This window comes from Roseibium algae (assembly GCF_037783265.1).
GTDB lineage: Bacteria > Pseudomonadota > Alphaproteobacteria > Rhizobiales > Stappiaceae > Roseibium > Roseibium algae.
Genome location: NZ_JBAKIA010000006.1, coordinates 185,082 through 210,543, shown reverse-complemented (window position 1 = coordinate 210,543; position 25,462 = coordinate 185,082). Strand labels below are relative to the sequence as shown.

Genomic DNA, 25,462 nt, shown 5'->3' with positions numbered 1-25,462 from the left:
TGTTTGATTTAAAACATAGTCCTTGCGCCACTTACAGACCAGAGTGGGAAACATCTTTTTTAACAAAACGGAAGATCGCCAAACCAGTTCAAGCAAATAGGAGAACAGTCATGACAGTCGAACAACTCACCCAGTTCATCGGATGGTGCAGCATTCTCAATTTGACGCTGCTGTTGTTTTCAACCTTCATCGTCATCAGCTGTTCGACCTGGATCAGGAAAATACATGCCAGCCTGTTCGATCTGAAGGAGCAAGATCTGTCCAACTCCTACTTCCGTTATCTGGCCATCTACAAAATCCTGATCATCACATTCAACCTGGTGCCCTATATTTCGCTGCGCCTGATTGCATAAGATTCGGACCGATAAGCCACCTACTCCGGCGGCTTGATTTCCAGATTCACCGCTGCATACCACTCGGCAAGACTGCGGATCTGGTCACTGCTCAGTTCAGCTGAGATCTCCGACATGATCTCATGGCTGCGCTTGCCGTTTCTGAAGGCCTTCAGCTGAGTGTCGATATACATCGTTGTCTCACCTGCAAGATTGGGGACATCCTCCATTTGGGAAAGCCCCTCGGCACCATGACAGGCAGCACAGGCTTCAGGTGCAGCGTCCTCGGAAACACCCGCAGGAAGACTTGCAACGGCCTTTTGCGATGCATACCAGGCAGCAAGGTCTACAATTGCCTGATCGGTCAAGGACTTGGCCACCACGCTCATCATCTCATGGGTGCGGGTTCCGTTCCGAAACGCGATCAATTGATGAACAAGATAAGGCGCAGGCTCCCCGCCAATATGCGGTGCAATCGGGATCTTGGCGAAACCGTCAATGCCGTGACACGTCCGGCACATGCCAGCAGCTTTCCGACCAGCGGCCGGATCTCCCAAAGGAACTTCAGCCACGGCGGCTGATACGAAAACCGCCTGGGCGAGGAAAACCCCGCCCAGACCCAAAAACAAAGCACGCAGCATTAGTTGCCCTCGTACCAGATACGATAGATCGCGCCGGCAAGGTCGTCGGACACCAGGATCGAACCATCGCGCAAGGTCGCGACATCAACCGGACGTCCGAGATATTCATCATTCTCGTCAATCCAGCCTTCAGCAAACGGCTCGGTTTTGGCATTGCCTTCGTCATCGATGAACGTGACCATGACACGCGCACCAACAGGGGTTGTCCGGTTCCAGGATCCATGCTGTGCGGAGAAAATGGCGTTGTTGTACTTTTCCGGGAACATTTTGCCCGAATAAAACGACATTCCCAAATCGGCCGCATGTGCGACCTGTTCAGCAGCCGGCATCACAACATCCACCGGCACTTCCTCGCCTGCGTATTCGGTGGTCCTAACACTGCCGCCACCATACCAAGGATGACCGAAGTGCTGGCCCATGGCTGTCTGGTGGTTGATTTCTCCAGGAGGAATGTCATCGCCCATGCCATCGACCTGATTGTCAGTGAACCAGAGATCCCCGGTTTTTGGATCGAAATCATGCCCGACGGAATTCCGCACGCCGTAGGTAAACACCTCACGATCGGTACCATCGGTTTTCATCCGAATGATGCCGCCGATGCCCCACTTGGTGTTGGTTTCCAGGTTTTCTTTTGGCGCAACATTGAAAGGCTGGCCGAGCGAAATGTAAATCTTGCCGTCCGGACCAATCTTGCAAACACGGGCAGTATGATTGTAGCTCTCCTGATCAGCTGGGATCAGCTCACCTTGCTTGACCACGTTAAAGGCTGCAACATCCGGGCTTTCATAAAAGAACTCAGCAGCCGGATAGACCAGAACACGGTTCTGTTCCGCGATATACAGGAAGCCGTCCTTGGAGAAGCAAGGCCCGTTCGGGATCGCGAATTTCAGCGAGGGCGCAAAGTCCTTCACCTCATCAGCAACCCGGTCCTTGTTGCGGTCCGTGACCGACCAGACCTTGTCCTTGCGCGTGCCGACGAAGACCACCACGCCCTGAGGACCGACCGCCATGTGGCGTGCATCAGGCACCACCGCATAAAGCCCAATCTTGAAGCCAGGAGGCATCTTGACCCGTTCCAGGTTCTTCTTGATGCCGTCAGCGTAGTCGCCACTCTGTTCGACAAAGGTGAATTCAGTCGTTCCCGTCGACTGAAAATTCGAGAGTTTTTCCAGATTGTCAGGCACAGGTGCCTGAGCCACAGCCGCCGTTTGGGCAAGAGCTGCCCCAACGATCACGCTGGCAGTCGCCAATAGAAATTTTCTCATGCTGTTTCCTCCCATTAGATGCGCTTTCACGCATACAGCTGGGCGGCCTTCAATGAAGGTCGCCCAACTCTTGAACAAACGCAATTCAGTTCGCTGCCAGGGGAGATCCCCTACAGATTGCCCTTGCTCAATTCTCCCGCGATGTGGTCGGCCTGCCGAATGGCAAGGGCGACAATCGTCAATGTCGGATTTTCCGAAGCACCCGTGGTGAATTGGCTGCCATCAGAAATAAAGAGATTTGCAATATCGTGGGTCTGTCCCCAGCGGTTCACCACACCATCGCGCGCATGTTCCGACATGCGATTGGTGCCCAGATTGTGGGTCGATGGGTACGGCGGTGTCGGGAAGGTTCGTGTAGCTCCAACCGCATCATAGATCGCCATGCCTTGCTTGTAGGCATGCGCCCGCATCGCCTTGTCGTTGGGGTGATCATCGAAATGCACATTCGGAGTCGGAAGTCCGTGTTGGTCAAGTGCATCAAAGTTGAGCGTGATACGGTTGATCTCTTGTGGCATATCCTCACCAACGATCCACATCCCGGCCATGTTCTCATAAGAATCCAGCGCGGTGGTGAATTCACGACCCCATCCGCCCGGATCCAGGAATGCCGCCATGAACGGCAAGCCCAAAGCCAGCGTTTCAAGCTCGTACCCCCCGACAAACCCTCGCGAGGGATCATGCCGCGCTTCATCCTGAACAATCCCGGCCATGGTGGTGCCACGCCACATGCGCACCGGCTTGTCGAACACACCATAGACAGACCCGGTCATGTGCCGCATGTAATTGCGACCGACCTGGCCAGATGAATTCGCCAGACCGTCAGGATACATGCTGGACGCAGAGTTCAACAGAAGCCGCGGGCTTTCAATGGAATTGCCGGCAACGCAAACAACACGCGCTTTTTGCATCTGCTGATTGCCATCTTTATCCGCATAAAGAACACCCGCCACCTTGCCGGTCGCATCATGTTCAACTTTCAGAACATGTGCATGTTCGCGAACTTCCAGATTGCCGGTCGCCTCGCCGCGCGGGATGTCCGTATAAGCAGCGGACCACTTCGCCCCCCACTTACAGCCCTGGAAACAAAAGCCCGTTTGCTGACAGGCCATCCGGCCATCATAATCGGCACTGTTGATCGCCATTCGGCCTGTGTGCACTTCCTTGTAGCCCAGCGCCTTGGCCCCGGCTTCAAACACCTTGAAATTGTTGTTTCCAGGAAGCCCTGCGCGATCCCCTGTACGGGTCACGCCCAGTTTGGTTTCCGCCTTTTCATACCAAGGCTCCATTTCAGCAAGGTCAATCGGCCAATCGAGAAGGTTCGCCCCCAGGACCTCGCCATAAGTTGTTTTGCTCTTGAATTCATGGGGTTGAAACCGGAGTGAGGCACCGGCCCAATGAGTTGTCGTGCCGCCCACCGCCTTGACGATCCAGGCTGGAAGCCCGGAAAAGTCTTTTGCGACCCGCCAGTCACCAGATGTGGTTCTCTTGTCCAGCCAGGCAAGCTGACCGAAGCTCTCCCATTCATCGTTGATGTAATCATCGGGTAAATAGCGACCGCCCGCCTCCAGAGCGACAACCTTAACGCCTTTTTGCGCCAGTTCGTTGGACAGAACACCGCCACCGGCACCTGTTCCAATCACGACGACCACGCTGTCATCATTCAGATCAAATTGTGCTGCCATGGTTCCGCTCCTCAAATCCAGCTGATGTCGTCGAAACCACGATTGATGTAACCGCCCTCAGAGTAGCTTTCACCTTCGTAGCCAAAGACCGGCCAAACGGCTTTCTGGTTATAAAGACCGGTCACAAGGCCACCGCGGATCGTCTGGAAAAAGGGGCTTTCTTCCATGCCACGCAGGATATCGACCCGGTCACGCTCCCAGCCTGTGCCGAGATAACTGGCTTCTCCCTTCCCGCGGGCAGCAGCGTTGAGTGCAGCAATACCCTCTTCTATTTGAGGGGCGCTATCAGCCGTGTCGTATCCCTTCACAGCGGCTGCGTAATATTCATCAGCCAGCCGGTCATGCGGATAGATGTCTCGCGCCATCTGGATAAGCGTCGCCATGGTGTCTGGCTTCAAATGCGCCACATCCATGGCCCAGGCTGCGGTGGTTCCGGCAACAAAACCAGGACCAACAACAAGTGCGACCGTTACCGCCGCTCCACGAGACAGCAACTCCCGACGCGTCAAGGCGCGCCGTTCCAGCGTATTCGTCATTTTTCCTCCCTCGGTCCGAAGACCGCTCCTCAGGCGTAGCGTCCGTGCCTTTGCAAAACTTCGATCTGGTATCCATCCGGATCTTGAACAAAGAAAAACCGGGCCAGCAGAGCGCCACCCCTTTCAAACTCAACAATTTTTCTTGGAGAGAAACCGGCGGCCTCGAAACGAGCGTGCTCGCCGTCCAGATCATCGACGCAAAACGCCATATGCCCATAACCATCACCAAGGTCGTATGGCTCGACACGATCCTTGTTGATTGTCAGCTCCACCTCAAAATCAGCAGAGTCATTCGCAAGGTAAACGAGAGTAAAATCGTCAGATTCCAGACGATCAGCAACGCTCAGACCAAAAGCCTCTGTATAGAAAGATACAGAGCGCACTTCATCAAGCACGCGAAACATCGCATGAATTGCTTTAGCCATTTATTCCTCCAGAAAGGCCGTCTTTGCGACCTTACCCAGAGGATGCATCTTTTGTTGAATTTGCAGGTAGTATCTAATTACTACAGATTATTTTTATTCCGCCTCATTACTCAGCGGCAACAATTTCCATGTGCCCAAGCGTTCGTTCGGTTCTGATCAGACAAGCACATCGGAGTAAAGAAGTGAAATTCGGGGCTTCCCCGCGCAGCTGAAGAACTTCGGAATGAAGCCGAGAGACAAATGCCGGTGTCGTCGCGCCTTCGCTGGCGGCGATCTCGTCAATAATTCGCCAGAATGAACGCTCCAGACGAATGCTTGTGCTCTGACCGTTTAATCGAAGGCGACGGGTTTCCGGTTCATATTCAGCGGGGTCTTGTCCTGCGAAAATCTCACACATGGCTATCCTCCCAATTTTATACTCTGGACGGCAATGATGTCCTTACCGTTTCAAAATACAAGGCCGTTAAAGGAGAAATCACCTTCGCACCAAATGCAAGACCGCGAAAAGTCTGCCCTTGTCAAAGTCTAGGCATAGGGGTTTTTGGGCGTCCGATCTTCTGACAGGCTCCGTCGGTGGGTCTTGGTCAGAACCTCGATTGCATCAGCCAGATGGACTTCCTGAATGTTATAATCGCCTCTGCCAACCCTGATTTTATGAGCTTCCAACATCACTTCACCATGCGAAATGCCTGTAGGTGGTTCAAAACGGTAGGATGCCAACTCGATCAGGAACCCAAGCGGATCCCGGAAGTAAATTGAATCCATAAAACCCCGGTCTTTCGGGCCGCTGTGGGCGACACGCCTCTCATCAAGACGCTCGGCGATCTGGCGAAAGCTGGCTTGGGATACATTCAGCGCCAGATGATGAACACAGCCCTGTGTCTGCGGCGCACGCCCGGCATCCGGCGTGCGGCTTTCATCTGTGAAAATGGTGATCAGCCGTCCATCGCCCGGATCAAAATAAAGGTGGCTTTCAGCCGCATTATCAAGGTTCGGCTGTTCGAACACGAAAGGCATGCCCAGCACACCTTCCCAAAAATCGATGGATGTCTGGCGGTCAGCCCCAACCAACGTGATGTGATGCACACCCTGCGTCTGAATTTTGCGCATGTCGCCTGTCCCTTTGTCTTTCCAAGGCCCCTAATGGCTATAACGCTCACACACCTGCTGACAACCAGCGCCGGAGTAAACAGTCTGTCTTCAGGTGCACCGATCGAAAACTCAAATCACTGTAAGCCCTTCCCAAATGTGACAAAAGAGATATGCTTGTCAGCATCTTCAACTGATACGCGCGCACACTGACACCAAGCAAGTTCACCTCCTGAGCTCAATCGGGCCTCTCCAAAGGCCTGCTGTTGCCATTGCGCCTGCCGCCGCCACTGCCAAGGACCCAGCATGGACAAGTCCCCAAATTCGGGACCAGAAGACCCTTCATCGTCTTCTTCGCGCAAACCAGGGGGCTTCAGCCTCTTCAAAAGAAATCTGACAGCGCGTTTGTTGTTGCTCCCGTCCAACTCAATCGGTGCGCTCTGGATCCTGCAGGCAGCCTTCCTCTTCACCATCATGTCGACCTTCATCAAGCTGGTGGGCGAAGATGTCGGCGTGTTCCAAATCCTGATGGTACGTCAGTTCATCATGGTTCTCATCGTAGCACCGAAGATCATCAAGGGGCTGCCGAACTCCCTCGCGACAAAGCGCCCCGACTTGCAGGCTGCCCGTGTTTTCTTCGCGACGACGGCCATGCTCTGCGGATTTACCGCCATCATCCATCTACCCTTGGCAGACGTCACGGCCCTCAGTTTCTCCAAGACCTTTTTCCTGACAATCTTCGCGATCTTTTTTCTCGGCGAGACCGTTGGTCTTCATCGCTGGGGCGCAACAATTGTCGGCTTTCTCGGGGTTCTGGTGATGCTGCGCCCGGAAGGCAGCGGCATCATAGACCCTTACGCGGCCCTGGCCATTCTCGGGTCAGCCTCTGCTGGCATCGTCATGGTCATCCTGCGTATTCTGACAAGAACGGACAGCCCAACCACAATCCTGACCTATCAGGCTGTGTTTGTCGGCCTGATCATGATCGGTCCAGCGATTTACACTTGGCAGACCCCAAACCTTGAACAATGGGGTTATATGGTTCTCATCGGCGTGGTGTCCTGGGCCGCCCAAATGGCAAACATCAAGGCATTCAGAGCCGGTGAAGCCACCGCAATCGCATCTCTGGATTACACCAGACTGCTCTACGCAACGATCATCGGAGCACTGGTGTTCAATCAATGGCCAAGCGTTGACAACCTGATCGGGGCTGCAATTATCATTGGAGCCTCCATGTACACGATCCGGCGAGAAGCCGTGCGCGGTCGGGAGCTTGCACGGGCCGCCGACGGCAGAGGCTACAACAACTAAGACACTTCACTTGGGCCTGAAATTCAGATCGTCAACGCTCAGTACCCGTTGAAGCGGACATTGCCGAGACCGGTAATGTCATAGCCGCCCAACTGCTCTGCTCTTGCAGCGAACGCGTCGGAGCCTGCGAAGGCGAAGAGCTTCTGGAACGGCCCTTCGAAATAGTCGCGGCGACCGACAAGAACATCAAAGCGCTCTTCGCAAACCGGCAGGAACTCCAGTTTGCTTTGTCGTGCTGCTGTTTCCAGTCCGAAGGCAGCATCAACATCGCCAACGAAAACAGCTTGAGCGGCCTCTCGCTCATCGCGAACCAATGGGCCATCCTGAACCACCGTCGCCGGATCCATGTTGAATTCTGCAAATTTGCGTTGAAGCAGCACATGGCTGCCAGCGGCTTCCTGACGCCGTGCCAACCGCCGCCCTGCCATATCGGGAAGGCCGCGAATACGATGTGGATTTCCCGCTGGCAAGATCAGCCCGCGTCGCCGCTTCGCCCATTCGATCAGCACAACCGGTTTGAAGGTAAACTGAGCGGCGACCTGCTCGACATTCCAGTCGTCGCCCTCACTGTCGGGCACATGCATGCCAGCAGCGATGCCTTCCTTTGCAGCAAACCGCTCAATCCCATCCAGACTGCCGTCAAACAGGCTCGCCAAGCCACAGCCAGATTCGCGGAGTGCCCACTCCAGCAAGGGATCATGACTGCCGAGCACAACATGAGGCCGCTCTGCCGCATCGTCGGTCGCATCACCAGCCCTCTCGATCCAGGTCAGTACGGCATCACGCGGGAACAACAGTTTACCGGTCGCACGGCTATGAGGCACATCACCTGTGGCTGCCAGATCATAGACCTTGCGCTCCTTGACCCTGATCAAATCAGCCAATTCACGGGTGGTCAGATAGCGCGGCAGATCTTCATGCATTGCTTGGCTCGCTATGAAAAAGCATTTCAGGACACATTGTCGGTACTCCGAACGCTCCCGGCTGGCAAGCAACCAGGCGCCCGGTCAGATCAGCTCACGTCAGTGACAAGCCTTAATTTCAGCGCGTTTGGCCTCTTCTTCTTCCACAAGTTCCTTTTTCGACAATTTGCCAACCATCGTTTTCGGCAGCTCGCTGCGAAATTCGATCTCGCGCGGAAGCTCAATAGACGACAGGTGATCGCGCAAGAATAACTTGAGATCCTCAGCATTAACATCGCCGCCATCTCTCAGCTTGACAAAGGCCTTGGGCGATTGTCCACGATAAGGATCTGAAATGGCGATGACAATGCATTCCTCAACAGCCGGGTGCTGATAAATGGCTTCCTCAATCACACGCGGATAGACATTAAAGCCTGAGCACAGGATCAGATCCTTGATACGGTCCACCAGATAGATGAACCCGTCAGGATCCTGATACCCCACATCGCCTGTGTGCAGATATCCATCTTCAATGGTTTGCCCTGTCTCATCCGGCAGTTTCCAGTACCCCAGCATCACCTGAGGTCCTTGCAAACACACCTCGCCCTTTTCGCCTTCAGCCACAAACTTGGACGGATCTTCCAGATCACGGAACCTGACGCTGGTTCCAGGCACAAGACACCCGACGGACCCTGCGACAGACGTTTCATCCAGCGGATTCACCGCAGCCACCGGAGAGGTTTCTGTCAAACCATAGCCTTCAACGAGATTGCAGCCCGTCAGATCCTCAAAGTTGTTTTTGACCTCCACCGGCAGTGGCGCGCCACCCGAAAGGCAAAGTCGAATGGATGTCAGGTCATATTTTTTGGTCATGGGTGAGTTGTTGATTGCCGTGAACAACGTCGGCACACCCGGGAAAAGCGTAACTCCCTTCCGCTTGATCACATCAAGCAGGGCTTTCATTTCGAACCGTGGTTGAAGCACCATTTCTGCGCCCAGGATCACCGCAAGATTCTGCGCAACCGTCATCGCAAAAACATGGAAGAATGGCAGAACGCATAGCATTTTCTCCTTGCCGACTTCCGCCTTGGCAAACACGCAGCGCATCTGTTCAATGTTGGCCGCAAGATTGGCGTGGGTCAGCATCGCTCCCTTGGGCACGCCTGTGGTGCCGCCCGTATATTGCAGGACCGCCACATGAGTCAGCGGTTCAATCGCAACAGGCATGGCAGAGCCTTGAATGTTGATAAGATCCGTATAGCGCACATGGGTCTCATCATCAGGAATGACAGCCAGGTCCTTGCGTTTCAGCAAACAGAAGAGCGCCTTTTTCGGCTGTGGCAGGATCTTGGCCATCGGGCACACGATGATCGTGTCCAGCACCTTGTCCCGCCGGATCGCCTCGACCTTGTCGTAAATTAGCCGAAGATCCATCGTGACCATGATGCGCACGTCCGCATCACGCGCCTGAAACGCCAGTTCGCGCTCAACATAAAGCGGATTGAAGTTCACCACCGTTCCGCCAACCTTCAAGATGGCGAAATAAAACACAGTGTAATAAGGCGTGTTTGGCAGGCAAAGGCCGACCTGGACGCCGGGTCTAACCCCCATGGACTGAAGACCAGCTGCGATTTTCTCAACCATCGCGCCATAGTCTCGATACGTCCAGACCTTACCCATGAAGTCAGCAGCCGGACGGTCTCCAAACGCCTGGATAGTATCTTCAAGATAGCCATGAACCGGGCGCGGCTTAAAAGCCTCGCGCCACTCATCCACACTCACCATGGCGGCCTCCACTACAGTCTTAATTCTTGATGGCTGGCATTGCAGCTGCACCTGCCAGACATGGCCAATTCAAGGCCTTGTTTCAACTGATTTGGGCACATGGCTCCGTTTGCGTCAACTCACGGCGACTTGCCCCTAAGGAAGGTTTTTGAAGAACACCAGAAGCACGCGCATTCGAAAATAACAGCCCCGCGACATAGTCCGATTTTAAGTCCTAGCGTTTCGGCCATGCCCATCGGGGCGGTTCGACGCCATCAACCACCGTTTCGCCCAGCTCCTTGCGAAGCTCGAAGTGAAGACAACCTTCGCAGCCGGACAGTTGGCTTGCCAGTGTTTGCGCATGGGTCACCAGAATGATTTGAGTCCGCTCGGCAGTTTGCGTGACCAGACGGGCGAGCGGATCAAGAAGCCTTGGATGCAAACTGGTTTCCGGCTCGTTCAGAACGAGCAATGGCGGAGGCCGGGGCGTGAGAAGCACGGCGATCAAAAGCAGATACCGCAAGGTACCATCTGACAGTTCCGAGGCCCTGAGAGGCCGAAGCAACCCACTTTGATGCATCAGCACTTCGAAAAGGCCATCCGTGACGGTTATCTCGATCCGAGCCCCCGGAAAGGCGTCATCGATCGCCTCTTCCAGCTGCACCGGGTCTCCGATCTCCTGAATGGTCCGAAGAGCCGCAGCCAAATCAGCGCCGTCAGAACTGAGCACCGGGGTCCGTGTTCCGATCCGCGGCACGCGAGCGGGAGCCTCTCTATCCGTGCGCAAATGATCGTAAAACCGCCAGCTGCGCATTCGCTCCCGCATGACCAGCAGTTCGAGTGCATCCTTGGGATCAGCAGCGTGTGTCATCATGCTGTCGAAACTGGCAAGGGTCTGCAGTACCGGAACACGATGCCCATGGCTATCCAGCACCTTGACCGAAGGACCGCTTCGTCCGGCAATCTGATTGTGTCGCGACAGAGCCTCTCCCGCCCAAAGAGATTCCACCTTTATTTCAGGATCATAGTTGAAATAGGACGTACTATCGCTCTGCGGAAGTCCGAGATCGATGGCATAGCCATAATCCTCATCGGCAAACCCGAGCTTCAAACTGACCGAAGATCTGCGAGCCCCGCCCTGAACAGGCACCTCTCCCTGTTTCATTGCCCGCGAGATGATCTCCGGACCGGCCCAAAGGGTTGACGTCAGCCCACCTTCCCGCGCAAGAGATGAAATCGCTCGCCCCTGTGCGACATCGGCTAGCAGTCTGATAGACCGGTAGAGACTTGATTTCCCGCTTCCATTGGCACCCGTAACAACGGTCAACCGTCCCAACGGCAAAATCAGATTGCGCAGGGATCGGTAACCGGAAATTGCAAGACTGACGATCATATCTGGCCTTAAAGCAACTTAAAGGCATTCACATCGAACAGACCAAAGTCTGTAATCTTGAGATGCGGGATGACAGGCAGCGGCAGGAAGGCCACCTGCAGGAAAGGCTCCGGCAAGACACAGCCAAGCCCGACAGCCGCGGCACGAAGATCTTCCAGACTGGTCTTCACCACCTCGAAGGGCTCAAGGCTCATCAATCCAGCCAGCGGCAAGGCAAGTTCGGCCATGACGCCTGTGTCATCAGCGACGGCAAAGCCGCCCTTCATCTCGATCACCCGATTGACCGCGTTCGCCATCGCAGCTTCGCTTGCGCCCACAACACAAATGTTGTGGCTGTCATGGCCAACCGACGAAGCAATGGCCCCCGCCTTCATGCCAAAGCCGGAGACGAAGCCACAGCCGACGTTGCCGGTTCGCTTGTGCCTTTCAACAACAGCCACCTTGAGCGCATCCTGACCCAGATCAATCTGCGCCAGACCACCTGCGGACGGCAAGCTCATCTTCAAATGCTCGGTGATAATCCGACCTGGTACAACGCCAATGACATCGGTTTCCCCCTCTGCGGCCTTGACCGTAAAGACATCAGCAGACACCCCGTCCAGATTGACGCTGTCGAGACCGACTGGAGAGACCGGTTTGCGGCGCGCAAAAAGGTCATCCGCCACAAGACGCCCTCCACTGACGACCGATGCAATACGGCAATCGTCAAAGTCATCAAGCACCACCATATCGGCGCGCCAGCCCGGAGCCAGAAAACCGCGATCCTTCAATCCGAACGCATTGGCCGCTGACCAGCTGGCCGAACGGTAAGCGTCCAATGGCCTGATGCCTTTGGCAATCAATCTGCGGATCATACTGTCGATATGGCCTTCTTCGGCGATATCAAGTGGATTGCGATCATCGGTACACAGCGCCACAAAGGCTGACACATCAGGCTGAAGGATCGGCGCAAGCGCATCAAGGTCCTTCGACACAGATCCCTCACGGATCAGGATCGTCATGCCCTTGGAGAGCTTTTCCAACGCCTCTTCTGCTGTCGTTGCTTCGTGATCGGTGCGAATGCCTGCAGCGATATAGCCGTTCAGCGCAAGACCAGAAAGAAGCGGCGCATGTCCGTCAATATGCCCGCCCTGGAAAGCTGCCAGCTTCGCCAGCACCTTAGGATTCCGGGCCAAAACACCGGGGAAATTCATGAACTCGGCCAGACCAATCACCTTGGGATGGTCGCGCAGAGGCAAGAGGTCCTCAATTTCCAGACAGGCCCCTGCCGTCTCAAAGGACGTTGCCGGAACGCAGGATGACAGGTTCACCCGCAAATCCATGACCGTTTCAAGCGAACTGTCGAGGAAGTAACGAATTCCTTCAGCGCCGAGCACATTGGCAATCTCATGGGGATCACAGATCGCAGTCGTCACACCGTGCGGCAAAACACATCGATCGAACTCAAAGGGCGTAACCAGAGAGGATTCCACATGTAGATGCGTGTCGATAAACCCTGGAACGACGACACGCTCCTCCACATCGATCTCGCGCTCACCGTGATATTCGCCCTGAACACCGACAATGCGGTCTCCAACAACCGCAATGTCGGTTTCGATCATCGATCCGTCTATGACGCTGAACAGCCGCGCATTCTTCAGCACGAGATCAGCAGGCACCTCTCCTGCACCTGCGGCAATCGCCCGGGCAAGGAAGTCTGCATCATGATCCGTTTTTACTTCATAGCCCTCAGGCATCTTCAACTCCGATGATCTCATGCACACACGCAAAATACCTGGATGCTGAATCACACCGTCTCAGCAAAGAGAGGTAATTTTGCGCGCAGTTTTAAAAGCACTCTCAGTCGTGAACTCATAAATCACGTTCGGCCAAAGCGGAAATGGTAAGTTGGGCAGATTTTTATATAAAAGTCGATCATGATTGAATTGACAGAAGACAATTGCGCACATTGCGCTCATTCTCTCTTCTTCTGTGAACAGACAAAGTGTTGCAGCCCGCATCGATCATAATAATTCACGACTTGAATGATTACAGTCGCCCACTGCCCTTTTGGCGCAGAAAATGAAGAGACTGCAAATAAAAAAATAGTGTTTTATTTCAATTTGATATCGCGTTGCATTATAGAATATACGCAGTGCAGCAACGTCTATTTCTTGACATATGCGTCGAATTCAGCATTAATTAAATCAAGAATAATTAATAATAAAGCGCTGCATCACCCCATGGTTTTCAGCGAACTTTAGCTTCCGCCCCACTGGGGCGGAAGCGTTTTTCGAGCTGGGAGAGCAGGTTCTTGGAACAAAAACGCCCAACAGCGCGAGGGTCCAATTCTGTTCAGCTTCGCCGGTACAATGAACGCATCGTCCTTCAGATCCTCCGGAGAGTTCAGCAAGCTTCAAAAGCAGATCTGGCGCGTGCGGCCAAGCTGACCAATGCAGCCGTTGGCGGGATCATACAGTCTCTCAATCGGGAAGGCCTGATTGAAGAAATCGGCAAATTTCATGGCGGAGGACGCGGCCAGCCAGCAACTTTGTTAAAGTTGGCTTCCAGAGGCGCATTTGGCTTCGGTGTTCGAATTGACCGAACAAATCTGGAAACAGTCCTCGTCGATTTTCAAGGCAAGGTTATCGGTCGCCGGGCGCATGACCTTTTGCTGCCAGCACCGGACAAGGCTCTGGATATTATCCGTTGGGATATTGAAAACCTGATGGAATTGCTCACTGCGGATGAGAAAACCCGGCTCACCGGCATCGGCCTTGCCCAACCGTTCAACCTTGGTGCCTGGCTGCATGAACTTGGGCTGCCAGAAGGTAACTTCAAGCTCTGGGACCACTTCGACATGACGAAAGCACTGGAACAGGCCTGCGGCCTTCCGGTCTTTCACGAAAATGATGGCACTGCCGCGACGGTGGCCGAGTTGTTCTATGGCCACGGTCGCCAGCATGACGACTTCCTCTATCTTTTCCTCGGGCCTGCAATTGGCGGCGGGCTCTGCATCGATGGCGATGTTGTTCGCGGGAAAAGCGGAAACGCTGGCGATGTCGCCATGATTCCAGTTCCGCCCAGCACGCTTTCCACCGCACCGAAGCCTCGCAAGACAAGCGAAATTCTATTGACCAGAGCGTCTCTGGTTGCACTCGATCGCCATTTGGCACCGGAGGCTTTCCCAAGCCACAATCGCCTGGACCTTCAAGCCGCGATTGATCGGGACGACCCTCTGGCACAGGAATGGCTCGATGATTGTGTTGCCGCGCTCACTCCGGCACTGGGGGCCGCTTTCGCACTGCTCGACACGCCACTCATCATTATCGACAGCGATCTGAGCGGTGCCTTTGCCGAACGCCTGACGAGCCAACTGACCGAGGCTCTTGAAAAAGCAGCGCCAGAAGCACGCAGTACACCAGACATTCTATTTGGAAGTTTCGGCCAGGACGCCGGAGCAATCGGCGCAGCAAGCCTGCCCATGTTCTTTAATTTCTCACCGCGCGCATCAATTCTGACCGGCGGTGTGGCAAAAGGTTCAGCCGGAGCTGCGGCCTAAAAAAAGGCGCAGCGTCGAAAACAGAGCTACGAGCGGGGACCAATCTGGCCACCCCCACTCGGGGACATACACAACGGCCAGGGAGGAAATCATATGATCCGCAAGCTTCTTCTGACAGGCACGATTTTCGCAGCAATAGCCGCAACTCCAGCCGCTGCATCAGACATTGCGTGCCTGATTACCAAGACCGACACCAACCCTTTCTTCGTCAAGATGAAGGAGGGCGCGACAGCCAAGGCCAAAGAACTGGGCATCGAGCTCAAGTCTTTCGCTGGTAAGGTCGATGGCGACCATGAAACACAGGTTGCAGCGATTGAGACCTGCATTGCAGATGGCGCGAAGGGTATCCTTCTGACAGCGTCTGACACGTCTTCCATCGTTCCAGCTGTCCAGCAGGCCCGCGATGCTGGCCTTCTGGTCATCGCGCTCGACACGCCGCTTGATCCAATCAACTCAGCCGATGCGACCTTCGCAACAGACAACTTCCTGGCTGGCGAACTGATCGGAAAATGGGCCGCTGCCACGCTTGGCGATGAAGCTGCAAACGCAAAGATTGCCATGCTTGATCTGGGCATCAGCCAGCCAACAGTCGGCGTTCTGCGCGATCAGGGTTTCCTGCAGGGCTTTGGCATCGACCTTGTTGACCCGAAAAAATGGGGCGACGAAACAGATCCACGCATCGTTGGCAATGACGTCACATCAGGCAACGAAGAAGGTGGCCGCAAGGCAATGGAAAACCTTCTCGCAACGGATCCCATGATCAACGTTGTCTACACAATCAACGAGCCTGCAGCTGCTGGAGCCTACGAAGCGCTGAAGTCAATCGGACGTGAAAACGATGTTCTGATCGTTTCTGTCGATGGTGGTTGCCCGGGTGTTGCAAACGTCAAGGACGGCATCATTGGTGCAACATCGCAGCAGTACCCTCTGTTGATGGCTTCCAAGGGCATTGAAGCGATTGCTCAGTTCGCCAAAGACGGAAGCAAGCCACAGCCTACATCTGGCAAAGACTTCTTTGACACAGGCGTAGCCCTCGTCACAGACAAGCCAGTTGACGGCGTCGAGTCCATCAACACCACCGAAGGCACAAAGCTCTGCTGGGGCTAATCGCAACAACGCGATTTTTGCAAACAAACGAAGGGCGGCGGCATTGCCGCCCTTCAAATCATAAGGTTCCGGGGAGAACCAAGGGAGGACGGAGGCATGGCCTCAAGCAAAACGACCACCACTCCGATGCAAGATTTTGAAGCTGCAGCGGACGACAGTTCGCAAGACGTGGCAACTTTCGACGACAACCGCAACGGCCTGATGCACAAGGTCCAACATGCCTTGCATGTGACACCGTCAATCGTGCCGCTGATTGTTCTGCTTCTATCACTTGTCGTCTTTGGCATACTCCTGGGATCAAAATTCTTCTCGCCCTTTGCAATGACGCTGATCCTGCAGCAGGTTCAGATTGTCGGCATCGTCGCAGCAGCACAAAGCCTCGTGATCCTCACAGCTGGTATCGATCTGTCAGTCGGGGCCATCATGGTGCTGTCCTCCGTCGTGATGGGACAGTTTACCTTTAGATACGGCCTGCCAGTCGAAGTCGCTGTTGTCTGCGGTCTTCTGTGCGGCGCAATCTGCGGCTACATCAACGGCTGGCTCATTGCCGTTATGAAACTTCCGCCGTTCATCGTCACACTGGGTATGTGGCAGATCGTTCTGGCTTCGAATTTCCTCTATTCCTCAAATGAAACCATCCGGTCTCAGGACATCGCCCTCCACGCGCCCCTGCTCCAGTTCTTCGGCAATAAGGTCAACATCGGCGGTGCAATCCTTACCTATGGTGTGATCTTCATGGTCGCGCTGGTTCTATTCCTGGCTTACGCCTTGCGACAAACAGCCTGGGGCCGCCACGTCTACGCAGTTGGCGATGACCCGGAAGCTGCGAAACTGTCAGGCGTTCAGGTCAAACGCACATTGATCTCTGTTTATGTGCTCTCCGGACTGATCTGCGCCTTTGCCGGATGGGCCCTGATCGGCCGTATCGGGTCCGTCTCCCCAACCTCCGGTCAGCTCGCCAACATCGAATCCATCACCGCTGTGGTGATCGGCGGAATTTCGCTGTTTGGCGGACGAGGCTCCATTCTGGGAACACTCTTCGGGGCCCTCATCGTTGGCGTCTTCACCCTTGGCCTTCGCTTGCTCGGCGCAGATGCACAATGGACCTACCTGCTCATTGGCGCTCTCATCATTGCAGCCGTCGCCGTTGACCAGTGGATCAGAAAGGTATCAGTCTGATGGAACCCATTCTCAAAGGCCGTAATCTGGTCAAACGCTATGGCCGTGTCACCGCAATTGATCATTGCGACTTCGATCTGATGCCCGGTGAAATCCTGGCAGTGATCGGCGACAATGGCGCAGGCAAGACGTCTCTTATCAAGGCCGTCTCCGGGGCGATTGTTCCGGATGAAGGCGATATCTTTCTGGATGGCAAGAAAATCCAGTTCACCTCGCCCATTCAGGCCCGAGAAGCTGGCATTGAAACGGTCTACCAGACGCTTGCCATGTCGCCTGCCCTGTCCATAGCGGACAACATGTTCATGGGCCGCGAACTCCGCAAGCCAGGCTTTCGCGGCAAGTGGCTACGCCAGCTGGACCACAAAAAGATGGAAGACATCGCCCGCGAAAAGCTTTCAGAACTTGGGCTGCTGACAATCCAGAACATCAACCAGGCGGTCGAAACTCTTTCGGGTGGTCAGCGTCAGGGCGTCGCAGTGGCCAGAGCCGCAGCCTTTGGCTCACGGGTCATTATTCTGGATGAACCGACAGCCGCCCTTGGCGTTAAAGAATCTCGCCGGGTTCTGGAGCTGATCCTTGATGTCAGGTCGCGCGGCATTCCGATCATCCTGATCAGCCACAACATGCCCCATGTGTTCGAGGTCGCAGACAGGATCCACATCCACCGGCTGGGCAAACGCGCAGCCGTGATCAAGCCGAGTGATTTCTCAATGTCAGATGCGGTCGCCATCATGACCGGAGCCATGGAAGCACCCACAGAACAGGCCGCTTGAGGCAATCATCGTCAGCATGGAGTTTGAACCGCGCCGGGAATCGCCCAAACTGCGGTTCAAACACCCGAACTTCAAATGCTGCAGCGCGAAAATAACTTGACGAACTCCCGTGAATTGGCGATCACAAAGACTGGATCACCCACCTGCCCGGCAGACAATCTCGGATTTAATCAAGCCCGGAAAAAATCAGGGATCGAGCGCAAATATCTGCGACGAGCTACTGACAGCGCAGTTCAATCGATTTAAAAGCTGTTTTAAATAACGAAACAAGGACAGCCCACATGGCAGTACGCGTGATTGAAGTACAGGAGTTCGATCTGGTCGTCTTCGGAGCCTCCGGAGATCTGGCCCATCGCAAGCTGCTGCCAGCGTTATATCACCGCTATGCCGACGGTCAGATGCCAGAAAATGCCCGCGTCGTGTGTTCTTCACGCCGCAGCTATTCTGATGATGAATACCGCACCTGGGCACGCGACGCTCTGACAGAGCATGTGAAGGACCTTGAAGAGGAATGCCTCGAACGGTTTCTAAGCAAAATCTGTTATGTTTCGATCGACATCGGCTCTGGCAATGGCTGGGAAGACCTGAAGGCCATTCTGGATCAGCGCCCTGATGTGATCCGGGCCTTCTATCTGGCTGTTGGCCCTGATCTGTTCGGCACGATTTGCGAAAGCATCGGTAAAGCGGGTCTTGTGACGGAACAAAGCCGTGTTGTCATCGAAAAGCCAATCGGCAAGAACGGCAGCTCGGCCAAGGCCTTGAATGAAACGGTCGGCAAGGTGTTCAAGGAAGAGCAGATCTTCCGTATCGACCATTACCTGGGCAAGGAAACAGTTCAGAACCTGATGGCTCTGCGTTTTGCCAATGCCTTGTTCGAGCCCCTATGGAACGCTGCCCATATTGACCATGTGCAAATCACGGTCGCGGAGTCCTTGGGAACCGGAGGCCGCGCGGGCTACTACGATACCGCGGGCGCATTGCGCGACATGGTCCAAAACCACATCCTGCAGCTTCTGTGCCTGGTGGCCATGGAACCACCAGAATCCATGGACGCTGACAGCGTTCGCGATGAAAAGCTCAAGGTTCTGAAAGCCCTCTCCCCGATCTCGGAAGCCATGGCAGACAAATTGACCGTGCGCGGCCAATACAAGGCTGGTGCTTCGGCAGGCGGCGCTGTTCCAGGCTATCTTGACGAACTTGGCCGCGATGACAGCACGACAGAAACATTCGTTGCGGTAAAAGCTGAAATCGCCAACTGGCGTTGGGCAGGCGTTCCCTTCTATCTGCGCACAGGCAAGCGGTTGGCCCAGCGCGTTTCGGAAATCGTCGTCCAGTTCCGCCCGATCCCGCATTCGATCTTCGACGAAGAAGCCGGAACCATCTCGGCCAACCGTTTGATCATCCGCCTGCAGCCAGACGAAGGTGTGCAGATGACCGTCATGATCAAGGATCCAGGCCCCGGCGGGATGCGCCTGCGCCAGGTGCCGCTCGACATGAGCTTTGCCGAAGCGTTCAAGGTCCGCAATCCGGATGCCTACGAGCGTTTGATCATGGATGTGATACGCGGCAACCAGACACTCTTCATGCGCCGCGACGAAGTGGACGCTGCTTGGGCATGGATCGATCCGATCCTTCAGGCCTGGGCCAACTCCAAAGACACACCACGTGCCTACACAGCGGGAACCTGGGGGCCATCAGCCTCCATCGCCCTGGTTGAGCGCGATGGCCGTACCTGGGCCGAAGAAGACCTTTAAACCAAACGCCCGGAGGGGCTTGAACCTTCCGGGCAACGTGTCATGCAAGAAGGCTTGCAATCTGGTGAAATCAGTCACCAGTGACATGCTGCAGTAACATTGTGATACCAATTTAAATCGATTGAATTGATTTATATTGGCAGACACAAAGGCACCGATGGCAATTCACAATTGGCTGTCGACACCCTCAGCCTCGAGGTTCCAAAGAGCAACTATGGACAGATAAGGACCCATGGACATGACCATCCAAGCACGTATCGGCGACGTGACCGAACGTATTGCCAGGCGCAGTCATGACAGCCGTTCACTCTACCTGGATCGCATTCGCAGTGCCGCTGACAAGGGACCACAACGCTCTCGTCTGGCTTGCGGAAATCTCGCACACGGCTTTGCTGCCTGTGCACCCGGTGACAAGGCCGCCTTGTCCGGCGACGTTGTGCCAAACCTTGGCATCATCACCGCCTACAATGACATGCTGTCTGCCCATCAGCCCTATGAGCGCTATCCGGATCTGATCCGTCAGGCAGCACATGAGGTCGGCGCGGTCGCGCAGGTGGCAGGTGGCGTGCCAGCGATGTGCGATGGTGTCACCCAGGGGCAGGAGGGCATGGAACTGTCCCTCTTCTCACGCGACATCATTGCCATGTCGGCCGCAATTGGTCTGTCCCATCAAATGTTTGACGCCGCTGTTTTCATGGGCATCTGTGACAAGATCGTTCCCGGTCTGCTGATCGCGGCGCTCTCCTTTGGCCATCTGCCAGCGATTTTCATTCCGGCGGGCCCAATGACCACCGGCATCTCGAACGACGAAAAAGCCAAGACCCGCCAGCTGTTTGCAGAAGGCAAAGTCGGCCGTGATGAATTGCTGGAATCGGAATCCAAATCCTACCATGGCCCCGGCACCTGCACATTTTATGGCACCGCCAATTCCAATCAGATGCTGATGGAAATCATGGGGCTGCACATGCCCGGCGCTTCCTTCGTCAATCCGGGCACACCCTTGCGCGAAGCCCTGACACGCGAAGCCACCCAGCGCGCGCTGGCGATTACAGCCCTCGGCAATGAGTTCACACCAGTCGGTGAAATCATTGACGTCAAGGCCATCGTGAATGGCGTCATCGGACTACACACGACCGGCGGTTCGACCAACCACACCATGCACCTTGTTGCCATGGCCAATGCCGCAGGCATCAAGCTGACATGGAATGACATATCGGAACTGTCAGACGTCGTCCCTCTGCTTGCTCGCGTGTATCCAAATGGCAAGGCAGACGTGAACCACTTCCAGGCAGCTGGCGGCCTTGGCTTTGTTATTCGCGAGTTGCTGAACGAAGGCTACCTGCACCGGGATGTGAAGACGGTTTATGGCTCAGACCTGTCCGGCTACACCGTTGAGGCAAAACTGGATGCAGAAGGCAATGTTCACCGTGATCCTGTGCCGGAAATTTCCGGCGATGAAAACGTTGTCGCCCCCTTCTCCAAGGCCTTCTCGTCCAATGGCGGCCTGAAGGTCCTTTCAGGGAACCTTGGAAAGTCTGTCATCAAGATTTCTGCAGTGGCCAAGGAACGCCACATTATCGAAGCCCCTGCCCGGGTCTTCCATACGCAGGAAGAATTCCTTGCAGCCTTCTCCCGCAAGGAAATGACCGGTGACATCGCAGCCGTCGTGCGCTTCATGGGGCCGAAAGCCTGCGGCATGCCGGAACTGCACAAATTGACCCCTGCGCTCGGGATCTTGCAGGATCGTGGCCACAAGGTAGCCCTCATCACAGACGGACGCATGTCCGGTGCTTCCGGCAAGATACCAGCTGCGATCCACCTGACACCAGAAGCTGCAGAAGCTGGCCCGATTGCACGAATTCAAGACGGCGACATGATCAGGCTGAACGCCATTACCGGCGAATTGACTGTCATGGTCGATGAAGCTGAATTTGCAGCACGCACGCCTGCGGTACAGGACATGTCCGCACATCAGGTTGGTGTTGGCCGGGATCTCTTTGCCGCCTTCCGGGCCAATGTCAGCAGCGCCGACACCGGAGCGCATGTCTTTGGGGCCTAATCTTTGGCGTCTCCGCACTGACTATGCGACCATTGTAAAACTAGATATAACCGGCCAACGCCGGAAAATTGAGGACTAGATATGCCGCAAGATATTGCCAAAATTGAACGTGTCATGACAGCAGCCCCGGTCATCCCGGTGCTGGTGATCGAGGATCCGGCGAAGGCTGTTCCAATGGCAGAAGCTTTGGTACGCGGCGGCCTTCCGTCCATTGAAATCACCTTGCGCACACCGCGCGCTCTGGAGGCGATCAGGCTGGTGGCAGAGAACGTGGAAGGCGCAATCCCGGGCGCTGGCACTGTGCTGACACAGGCCCATTATGATGCTGCAGTTGAAGCTGGAAGCCAGTTCATTGTGTCCCCGGGCGCAACGACAAAGCTTCTGGACCTGGCAGAGCAAAGCGATATCCCGTTGTTGCCCGGCGCGGCCACAGCCTCTGAAGTGATGGAACTTCTGGAGCGCGGTTATGAGCGTTTGAAATTCTTCCCGGCAGAACAGGCAGGAGGCGCAGCCTACCTGAAGTCCCTGTCTTCGCCACTGGCCGCTGCCAAGTTCTGCCCGACAGGCGGTGTCAGCCTGGAAAAAGCACCAAGCTATCTGGCTCTGCCGAATGTTCTTTGCGTGGGTGGTTCCTGGATTGCGGACGCAAAAGCGATTGCCACAGAAGACTGGGTCGGAATCGAAGAACGTGCCAGGGCAGCAGCTGCCATAACGGCCTGAGCCGATCAAACGACTGGAACGTCAGGTGACGGGCGACCTCATTGGAAACCACACCTAGGGCTCAGCCCCACAAAAGCACGTGATTTTCAGAGCCCGGCGCTACCCAATAGAGTCGGGCTCGTCCCAAATAATACGAATACCTCCGGATGAACTATTTCGCCAAGCGAACTCAGCCAAGACTGGATTCTCAAGACTTGGCAGTTGCAGGAGGATTTCATCTGGTAAGCTTTCCAGGCCCTTTGCCTTGATGCGACACCCATTGCGGCCTGCATCCACAATCAAGCCGGAAATTTCGGTCACCTTTTTCCGATCCGACACAGTCGCTTTAATGGAGACTTCATTCCGCTGTTCACGACGTTTGTCCTGAACACGGGCCGTGTCCTGCTTTGGAAACACAATGGCTGCCACTCCGCCCTTGACAGCCGTCAACGTGGCTTTTGTCAGCTTGCGACCTTCGTCGACACGAATGGCAATATTCTTGCTCAACTCATTTATTTGTTCGCTGGCAAGACTGCATCCCCACTCATTGACGTTGGACACTGTGCCATTCACGCAAATGAGATTGTCAAAGTCGACCACAAGAACCTCCGCCGAAGTATCTCGCTGACCCTGTAAATGCTCCAAACCGTGACCCATCAACAACTCCAAACAGGCTAGATCAGGATTTTCACCTCAATCTGTTTCCAGTCAATTAAAGAGAAATAAAAATTCAGAACTACCGACGATTTAACTTGGATTTACTGAAATTCATTGTTATTTTTACAGTATCCGAAAAATTAAAAAATATAATTTCATATTCGAAAGCGGTTTCTTCTCTTTTTTCAAGAAAACTGACAACAGGTCAATCACACTTCTCGCGGCAAAGAACCGGGTCGCATTGGCCTCAAAATACCCACCATTTTGAATGCCGGGCTATGGCCTCGTCCCCTCCTGTGCTATGCCGTTGCCAACATGAATTTTATTTCCATGCGGTGAATTAGGGTTCGGACTCATAAAATTGGATCCACTGGCGTTGAACATGCAAAAGAGGGGTCGGAAAAGCTTGAAGAGCTATGCATTGCATGGGTCAAGAGCTTTGACGCTGACATTCGCAGCAGGTTCATCATCCTTCGGATCGATCTGGAACAAGCCGTCTGCAGTCTTGCCAAAACTCGAAAACCATCCAGGTTTCCATCCTTTTAGCGCCTCGCATCCGAGCTGCTCCAGATCGACCAGTGCATGCAATTTTATGAGTCCGACCCCTAAATCACTTTAAAAGGGACCACTCAATGGCTACGTCCGACATCGTCAAAAAACTGACAGCACACGCCAGTTCTTTCAAGGAACGTCCGCTGCGCGCCCATTTTGCCGAAGACGGCAAGCGGTTCTCCAAACTCTCTGCGCGCCACGGCGACATGATGATCGATTTCTCGAAGTGTCAGATCGACGAAACCGGCTTGAACCTGTTGGTCGAATTGGCACAGGGCGCAGGCGTAACAACGCGTCGTGACGCAATGTTCTCGGGCGAGAAGATCAACGAGACTGAAAACCGGGCCGTTCTGCATACAGCCTTGCGCAATCAGTCCGAGGAACCGGTTCTCGTCGACGGCAAGGACATCATGCCCGACATCAGGGCCGTGCTGGACGCTATGTCAGACTTTGCTGACGGCATTCGCTCTGGCGACATCGCAAACGCCGAAGGCCATCCTTTTACAGATGTGGTCAACATTGGCATTGGCGGCTCGGACCTTGGCCCGGCAATGACGACGCTGGCACTTGCGCCCTACCATGACGGACCTGCCCTTCACTATGTCTCCAATGTGGACGGCGCACATATCGCCGACACATTGGCAGAGCTGGACCCGGCCACAACCTTGATCATTGTGGCCTCCAAGACTTTCACCACCATTGAAACCATGACGAATGCGCAAACAGCGCGCAGATGGATCGCAGAAACACTCGGCGAAGAAGCTGTCATCCATCATTTCGCCGCCATCTCAACGGCCCTCGACAAGGTCGCAACCTTTGGAATAGACGAAAACCGCGTTTTCGGATTCTGGGACTGGGTCGGCGGACGCTATTCGATCTGGTCGGCCATTGGCCTGCCATTGATGATCGCTGTTGGAGCCGATGCCTTCAATGAATTCCTGGCCGGCGCTTACGATATGGACCGCCACTTCGCAGAGGCGCCCCTGAACGAGAATCTACCGGTCCTGATGGGGCTGATCGGCGTCTGGAACCGCGATATTCTGGGATATTCGGCACGCGCAATACTGCCCTATGATCAGCGCCTGTCGCGCTTGCCAGCCTACCTTCAGCAATTGGACATGGAATCAAACGGCAAGCAGGTCAAACTGTCTGGCGAGCCTGTCGGCATGGACACCGGGCCTCTTGTCTGGGGTGAGCCGGGCACGAACGGACAGCATGCCTTTTACCAGCTGCTGCACCAGGGAACGACCGTCATCCCTTGTGAGTTCATCATTGCAGCCAAGGGACATGAAGAAGATCTCGGCCACCATCATGAAATGCTGGTCGCAAATTGTCTGGCACAGTCCGAAGCCCTGATGCTTGGACGCACACTGGATGAAGCCAAGGCGCTGCTATCGGCTTCTGGAATGGCCTCTGCTGACATAGAGCGTTTGGCTCCTCACAAGGTCTTCCCGGGCGACCGCCCGTCAATCACCATTGTCCATGATCAACTCACCCCCTTCGCCCTTGGCCGTCTGATCGCGCTCTATGAGCACCGTGTGTTTGTTGAAGGTGTCATCTGGGGCATCAATTCATTCGACCAGTGGGGTGTTGAGCTTGGCAAGGAACTGGCAACCGCCCTTCTTCCAATGGTCAAGGGTGAGGCTGACCCAAGCAACAAGGACAGCTCCACTCAAGGTCTGCTTGCTGCCCTCAGCGCATGAGCTGATAAATAAACGACTTGCCCGCCGATCTGCAAACTCGCGACTCGGCGGGTATTTCGCATGCCAAACACGGCCTCTACCGGCCGTGAGAACAAGTT

The 25,462-nt window shown here is 54.9% G+C and carries 23 protein-coding genes; 10 read left to right on the top strand and 13 right to left on the bottom strand.

What is annotated here, in order from left to right; translation table 11 throughout:
* Positions 1 to 110: 110 nt before the first annotated feature.
* Positions 111 to 353, top strand: a complete 243-nt coding sequence (locus V6575_RS11950; protein WP_340274570.1) for a DUF6868 family protein — start codon at positions 111 to 113, stop codon at positions 351 to 353.
* Positions 354 to 373: 20 nt separating this feature from the next.
* Here the strand turns inward: V6575_RS11950 and V6575_RS11945 are convergent, their stop codons facing one another.
* From V6575_RS11945 to V6575_RS11915, 7 genes are all read right to left on the bottom strand, one after another.
* Entirely contained in the window at positions 374 to 973 is a 600-nt protein-coding gene (locus V6575_RS11945; RefSeq protein WP_340274569.1) for a c-type cytochrome, read from the bottom strand.
* Complete coding sequence (locus V6575_RS11940) at positions 973 to 2,238, bottom strand: PQQ-dependent sugar dehydrogenase (RefSeq protein WP_340274568.1); 1,266 nt, start codon at positions 2,236 to 2,238, stop codon at positions 973 to 975. Before V6575_RS11940 ends, V6575_RS11945 begins: the two co-directional genes overlap by 1 nt.
* 110 nt (positions 2,239 to 2,348) lie before the next feature.
* Positions 2,349 to 3,920: a GMC family oxidoreductase gene (locus tag V6575_RS11935; protein ID WP_340274567.1), complete on the bottom strand. Its 1,572-nt coding sequence runs from the start codon at positions 3,918 to 3,920 to the stop codon at positions 2,349 to 2,351.
* Between the two features lie 11 nt (positions 3,921 to 3,931).
* On the bottom strand, positions 3,932 to 4,456 hold the full coding sequence (locus V6575_RS11930) for a Twin-arginine translocation pathway signal (RefSeq protein ID WP_340274566.1): 525 nt from the start codon (positions 4,454 to 4,456) through the stop codon (positions 3,932 to 3,934).
* Between the two features lie 29 nt (positions 4,457 to 4,485).
* Positions 4,486 to 4,881, bottom strand: a complete 396-nt coding sequence (locus tag V6575_RS11925; RefSeq protein WP_340274565.1) for a VOC family protein — start codon at positions 4,879 to 4,881, stop codon at positions 4,486 to 4,488.
* Positions 4,882 to 4,987: 106 nt separating this feature from the next.
* Positions 4,988 to 5,278 (bottom strand): ribbon-helix-helix domain-containing protein, encoded by a 291-nt coding sequence (locus tag V6575_RS11920; RefSeq protein ID WP_340274564.1) that lies wholly within the window; start codon positions 5,276 to 5,278, stop codon positions 4,988 to 4,990.
* Between the two features lie 128 nt (positions 5,279 to 5,406).
* Positions 5,407 to 5,991, bottom strand: coding sequence for a VOC family protein (locus V6575_RS11915; RefSeq protein WP_340274562.1), 585 nt, complete (start codon positions 5,989 to 5,991; stop codon positions 5,407 to 5,409).
* Positions 5,992 to 6,276: 285 nt separating this feature from the next.
* On the opposite strand from V6575_RS11915, the gene V6575_RS11910 reads away from it, so the two are divergent.
* Positions 6,277 to 7,281: a DMT family transporter gene (locus V6575_RS11910; RefSeq protein ID WP_340274561.1), complete on the top strand. Its 1,005-nt coding sequence runs from the start codon at positions 6,277 to 6,279 to the stop codon at positions 7,279 to 7,281.
* Positions 7,282 to 7,319: 38 nt separating this feature from the next.
* Here V6575_RS11910 and V6575_RS11905 read toward each other — a convergent pair whose 3' ends face one another.
* From V6575_RS11905 to ade, 4 genes are all read right to left on the bottom strand, one after another.
* Positions 7,320 to 8,204 (bottom strand): substrate-binding domain-containing protein, encoded by an 885-nt coding sequence (locus V6575_RS11905; RefSeq protein ID WP_340274560.1) that lies wholly within the window; start codon positions 8,202 to 8,204, stop codon positions 7,320 to 7,322.
* Positions 8,205 to 8,303: 99 nt separating this feature from the next.
* Complete coding sequence (locus V6575_RS11900; protein WP_340274559.1) at positions 8,304 to 9,968, bottom strand: long-chain-fatty-acid--CoA ligase; 1,665 nt, start codon at positions 9,966 to 9,968, stop codon at positions 8,304 to 8,306.
* 214 nt (positions 9,969 to 10,182) lie between these two features.
* Entirely contained in the window at positions 10,183 to 11,340 is a 1,158-nt protein-coding gene (locus V6575_RS11895) for an AAA family ATPase (protein ID WP_340274558.1), read from the bottom strand.
* An 8-nt stretch (positions 11,341 to 11,348) separates the two neighbouring features.
* On the bottom strand, positions 11,349 to 13,076 hold the full coding sequence (gene ade / locus V6575_RS11890; protein ID WP_340274557.1) for an adenine deaminase: 1,728 nt from the start codon (positions 13,074 to 13,076) through the stop codon (positions 11,349 to 11,351).
* A 557-nt stretch (positions 13,077 to 13,633) separates the two neighbouring features.
* Between ade and V6575_RS11885 the strand changes: the two genes are divergently transcribed.
* The 7 genes from V6575_RS11885 (at position 13,634) to eda (ending at position 22,473) form a co-directional block, all read left to right on the top strand.
* On the top strand, positions 13,634 to 14,881 hold the full coding sequence (locus tag V6575_RS11885) for an ROK family protein (RefSeq protein WP_340274556.1): 1,248 nt from the start codon (positions 13,634 to 13,636) through the stop codon (positions 14,879 to 14,881).
* 96 nt (positions 14,882 to 14,977) lie between these two features.
* Positions 14,978 to 15,988 (top strand): substrate-binding domain-containing protein, encoded by a 1,011-nt coding sequence (locus tag V6575_RS11880; RefSeq protein WP_479692203.1) that lies wholly within the window; start codon positions 14,978 to 14,980, stop codon positions 15,986 to 15,988.
* A gap of 96 nt (positions 15,989 to 16,084) precedes the next feature.
* Complete coding sequence (locus tag V6575_RS11875) at positions 16,085 to 17,167, top strand: ABC transporter permease (RefSeq protein ID WP_340274554.1); 1,083 nt, start codon at positions 16,085 to 16,087, stop codon at positions 17,165 to 17,167.
* Positions 17,167 to 17,940 (top strand): ATP-binding cassette domain-containing protein, encoded by a 774-nt coding sequence (locus V6575_RS11870; protein WP_340274553.1) that lies wholly within the window; start codon positions 17,167 to 17,169, stop codon positions 17,938 to 17,940. Before V6575_RS11875 ends, V6575_RS11870 begins: the two co-directional genes overlap by 1 nt.
* A 281-nt stretch (positions 17,941 to 18,221) precedes the next feature.
* Positions 18,222 to 19,694, top strand: a complete 1,473-nt coding sequence (gene zwf, locus V6575_RS11865; RefSeq protein WP_340274552.1) for a glucose-6-phosphate dehydrogenase — start codon at positions 18,222 to 18,224, stop codon at positions 19,692 to 19,694.
* 238 nt (positions 19,695 to 19,932) lie between these two features.
* Positions 19,933 to 21,753, top strand: a complete 1,821-nt coding sequence (gene edd / locus V6575_RS11860; protein ID WP_340274550.1) for a phosphogluconate dehydratase — start codon at positions 19,933 to 19,935, stop codon at positions 21,751 to 21,753.
* Between the two features lie 81 nt (positions 21,754 to 21,834).
* Complete coding sequence (gene eda, locus V6575_RS11855) at positions 21,835 to 22,473, top strand: bifunctional 4-hydroxy-2-oxoglutarate aldolase/2-dehydro-3-deoxy-phosphogluconate aldolase (protein WP_340274549.1); 639 nt, start codon at positions 21,835 to 21,837, stop codon at positions 22,471 to 22,473.
* A 99-nt stretch (positions 22,474 to 22,572) separates the two neighbouring features.
* On the opposite strand, the gene V6575_RS11850 is transcribed toward eda, so the two are convergent.
* On the bottom strand, positions 22,573 to 23,109 hold the full coding sequence (locus tag V6575_RS11850) for a PilZ domain-containing protein (protein ID WP_340274548.1): 537 nt from the start codon (positions 23,107 to 23,109) through the stop codon (positions 22,573 to 22,575).
* A gap of 414 nt (positions 23,110 to 23,523) precedes the next feature.
* Positions 23,524 to 23,697: a hypothetical protein gene (locus V6575_RS11845; protein WP_340274547.1), complete on the bottom strand. Its 174-nt coding sequence runs from the start codon at positions 23,695 to 23,697 to the stop codon at positions 23,524 to 23,526.
* A gap of 44 nt (positions 23,698 to 23,741) precedes the next feature.
* Between V6575_RS11845 and pgi the strand changes: the two genes are divergently transcribed.
* Entirely contained in the window at positions 23,742 to 25,364 is a 1,623-nt protein-coding gene (gene pgi / locus V6575_RS11840; RefSeq protein ID WP_340274546.1) for a glucose-6-phosphate isomerase, read from the top strand.
* Positions 25,365 to 25,462: the final 98 nt, after the last annotated feature.

Bases quoted from the DNA above. Each gene is read 5' to 3' on its own strand.
- V6575_RS11910 (WP_340274561.1), top strand. From the start codon at position 6,277: ATGGACAAGTCCCCAAATTCGGGACCAGAAGACCCTTCATCGTCTTCT.
- zwf (WP_340274552.1), top strand. From the start codon at position 18,222: ATGGCAGTACGCGTGATTGAAGTACAGGAGTTCGATCTGGTCGTCTTC.
- V6575_RS11870 (WP_340274553.1), top strand. From the start codon at position 17,167: ATGGAACCCATTCTCAAAGGCCGTAATCTGGTCAAACGCTATGGCCGT.
- V6575_RS11875 (WP_340274554.1), top strand. From the start codon at position 16,085: ATGGCCTCAAGCAAAACGACCACCACTCCGATGCAAGATTTTGAAGCT.
- V6575_RS11915 (WP_340274562.1), bottom strand. From the start codon at position 5,991: ATGCGCAAAATTCAGACGCAGGGTGTGCATCACATCACGTTGGTTGGG.
- V6575_RS11950 (WP_340274570.1), top strand. From the start codon at position 111: ATGACAGTCGAACAACTCACCCAGTTCATCGGATGGTGCAGCATTCTC.
- V6575_RS11935 (WP_340274567.1), bottom strand. From the start codon at position 3,920: ATGGCAGCACAATTTGATCTGAATGATGACAGCGTGGTCGTCGTGATT.
- edd (WP_340274550.1), top strand. From the start codon at position 19,933: ATGACCATCCAAGCACGTATCGGCGACGTGACCGAACGTATTGCCAGG.
- V6575_RS11920 (WP_340274564.1), bottom strand. From the start codon at position 5,278: ATGTGTGAGATTTTCGCAGGACAAGACCCCGCTGAATATGAACCGGAA.
- V6575_RS11925 (WP_340274565.1), bottom strand. From the start codon at position 4,881: ATGGCTAAAGCAATTCATGCGATGTTTCGCGTGCTTGATGAAGTGCGC.
- V6575_RS11945 (WP_340274569.1), bottom strand. From the start codon at position 973: ATGCTGCGTGCTTTGTTTTTGGGTCTGGGCGGGGTTTTCCTCGCCCAG.
- ade (WP_340274557.1), bottom strand. From the start codon at position 13,076: ATGCCTGAGGGCTATGAAGTAAAAACGGATCATGATGCAGACTTCCTT.
- eda (WP_340274549.1), top strand. From the start codon at position 21,835: ATGCCGCAAGATATTGCCAAAATTGAACGTGTCATGACAGCAGCCCCG.
- V6575_RS11895 (WP_340274558.1), bottom strand. From the start codon at position 11,340: ATGATCGTCAGTCTTGCAATTTCCGGTTACCGATCCCTGCGCAATCTG.
- V6575_RS11905 (WP_340274560.1), bottom strand. From the start codon at position 8,204: ATGCATGAAGATCTGCCGCGCTATCTGACCACCCGTGAATTGGCTGAT.
- pgi (WP_340274546.1), top strand. From the start codon at position 23,742: ATGGCTACGTCCGACATCGTCAAAAAACTGACAGCACACGCCAGTTCT.
- V6575_RS11900 (WP_340274559.1), bottom strand. From the start codon at position 9,968: ATGGTGAGTGTGGATGAGTGGCGCGAGGCTTTTAAGCCGCGCCCGGTT.
- V6575_RS11930 (WP_340274566.1), bottom strand. From the start codon at position 4,456: ATGACGAATACGCTGGAACGGCGCGCCTTGACGCGTCGGGAGTTGCTG.
- V6575_RS11850 (WP_340274548.1), bottom strand. From the start codon at position 23,109: ATGGGTCACGGTTTGGAGCATTTACAGGGTCAGCGAGATACTTCGGCG.
- V6575_RS11940 (WP_340274568.1), bottom strand. From the start codon at position 2,238: ATGAGAAAATTTCTATTGGCGACTGCCAGCGTGATCGTTGGGGCAGCT.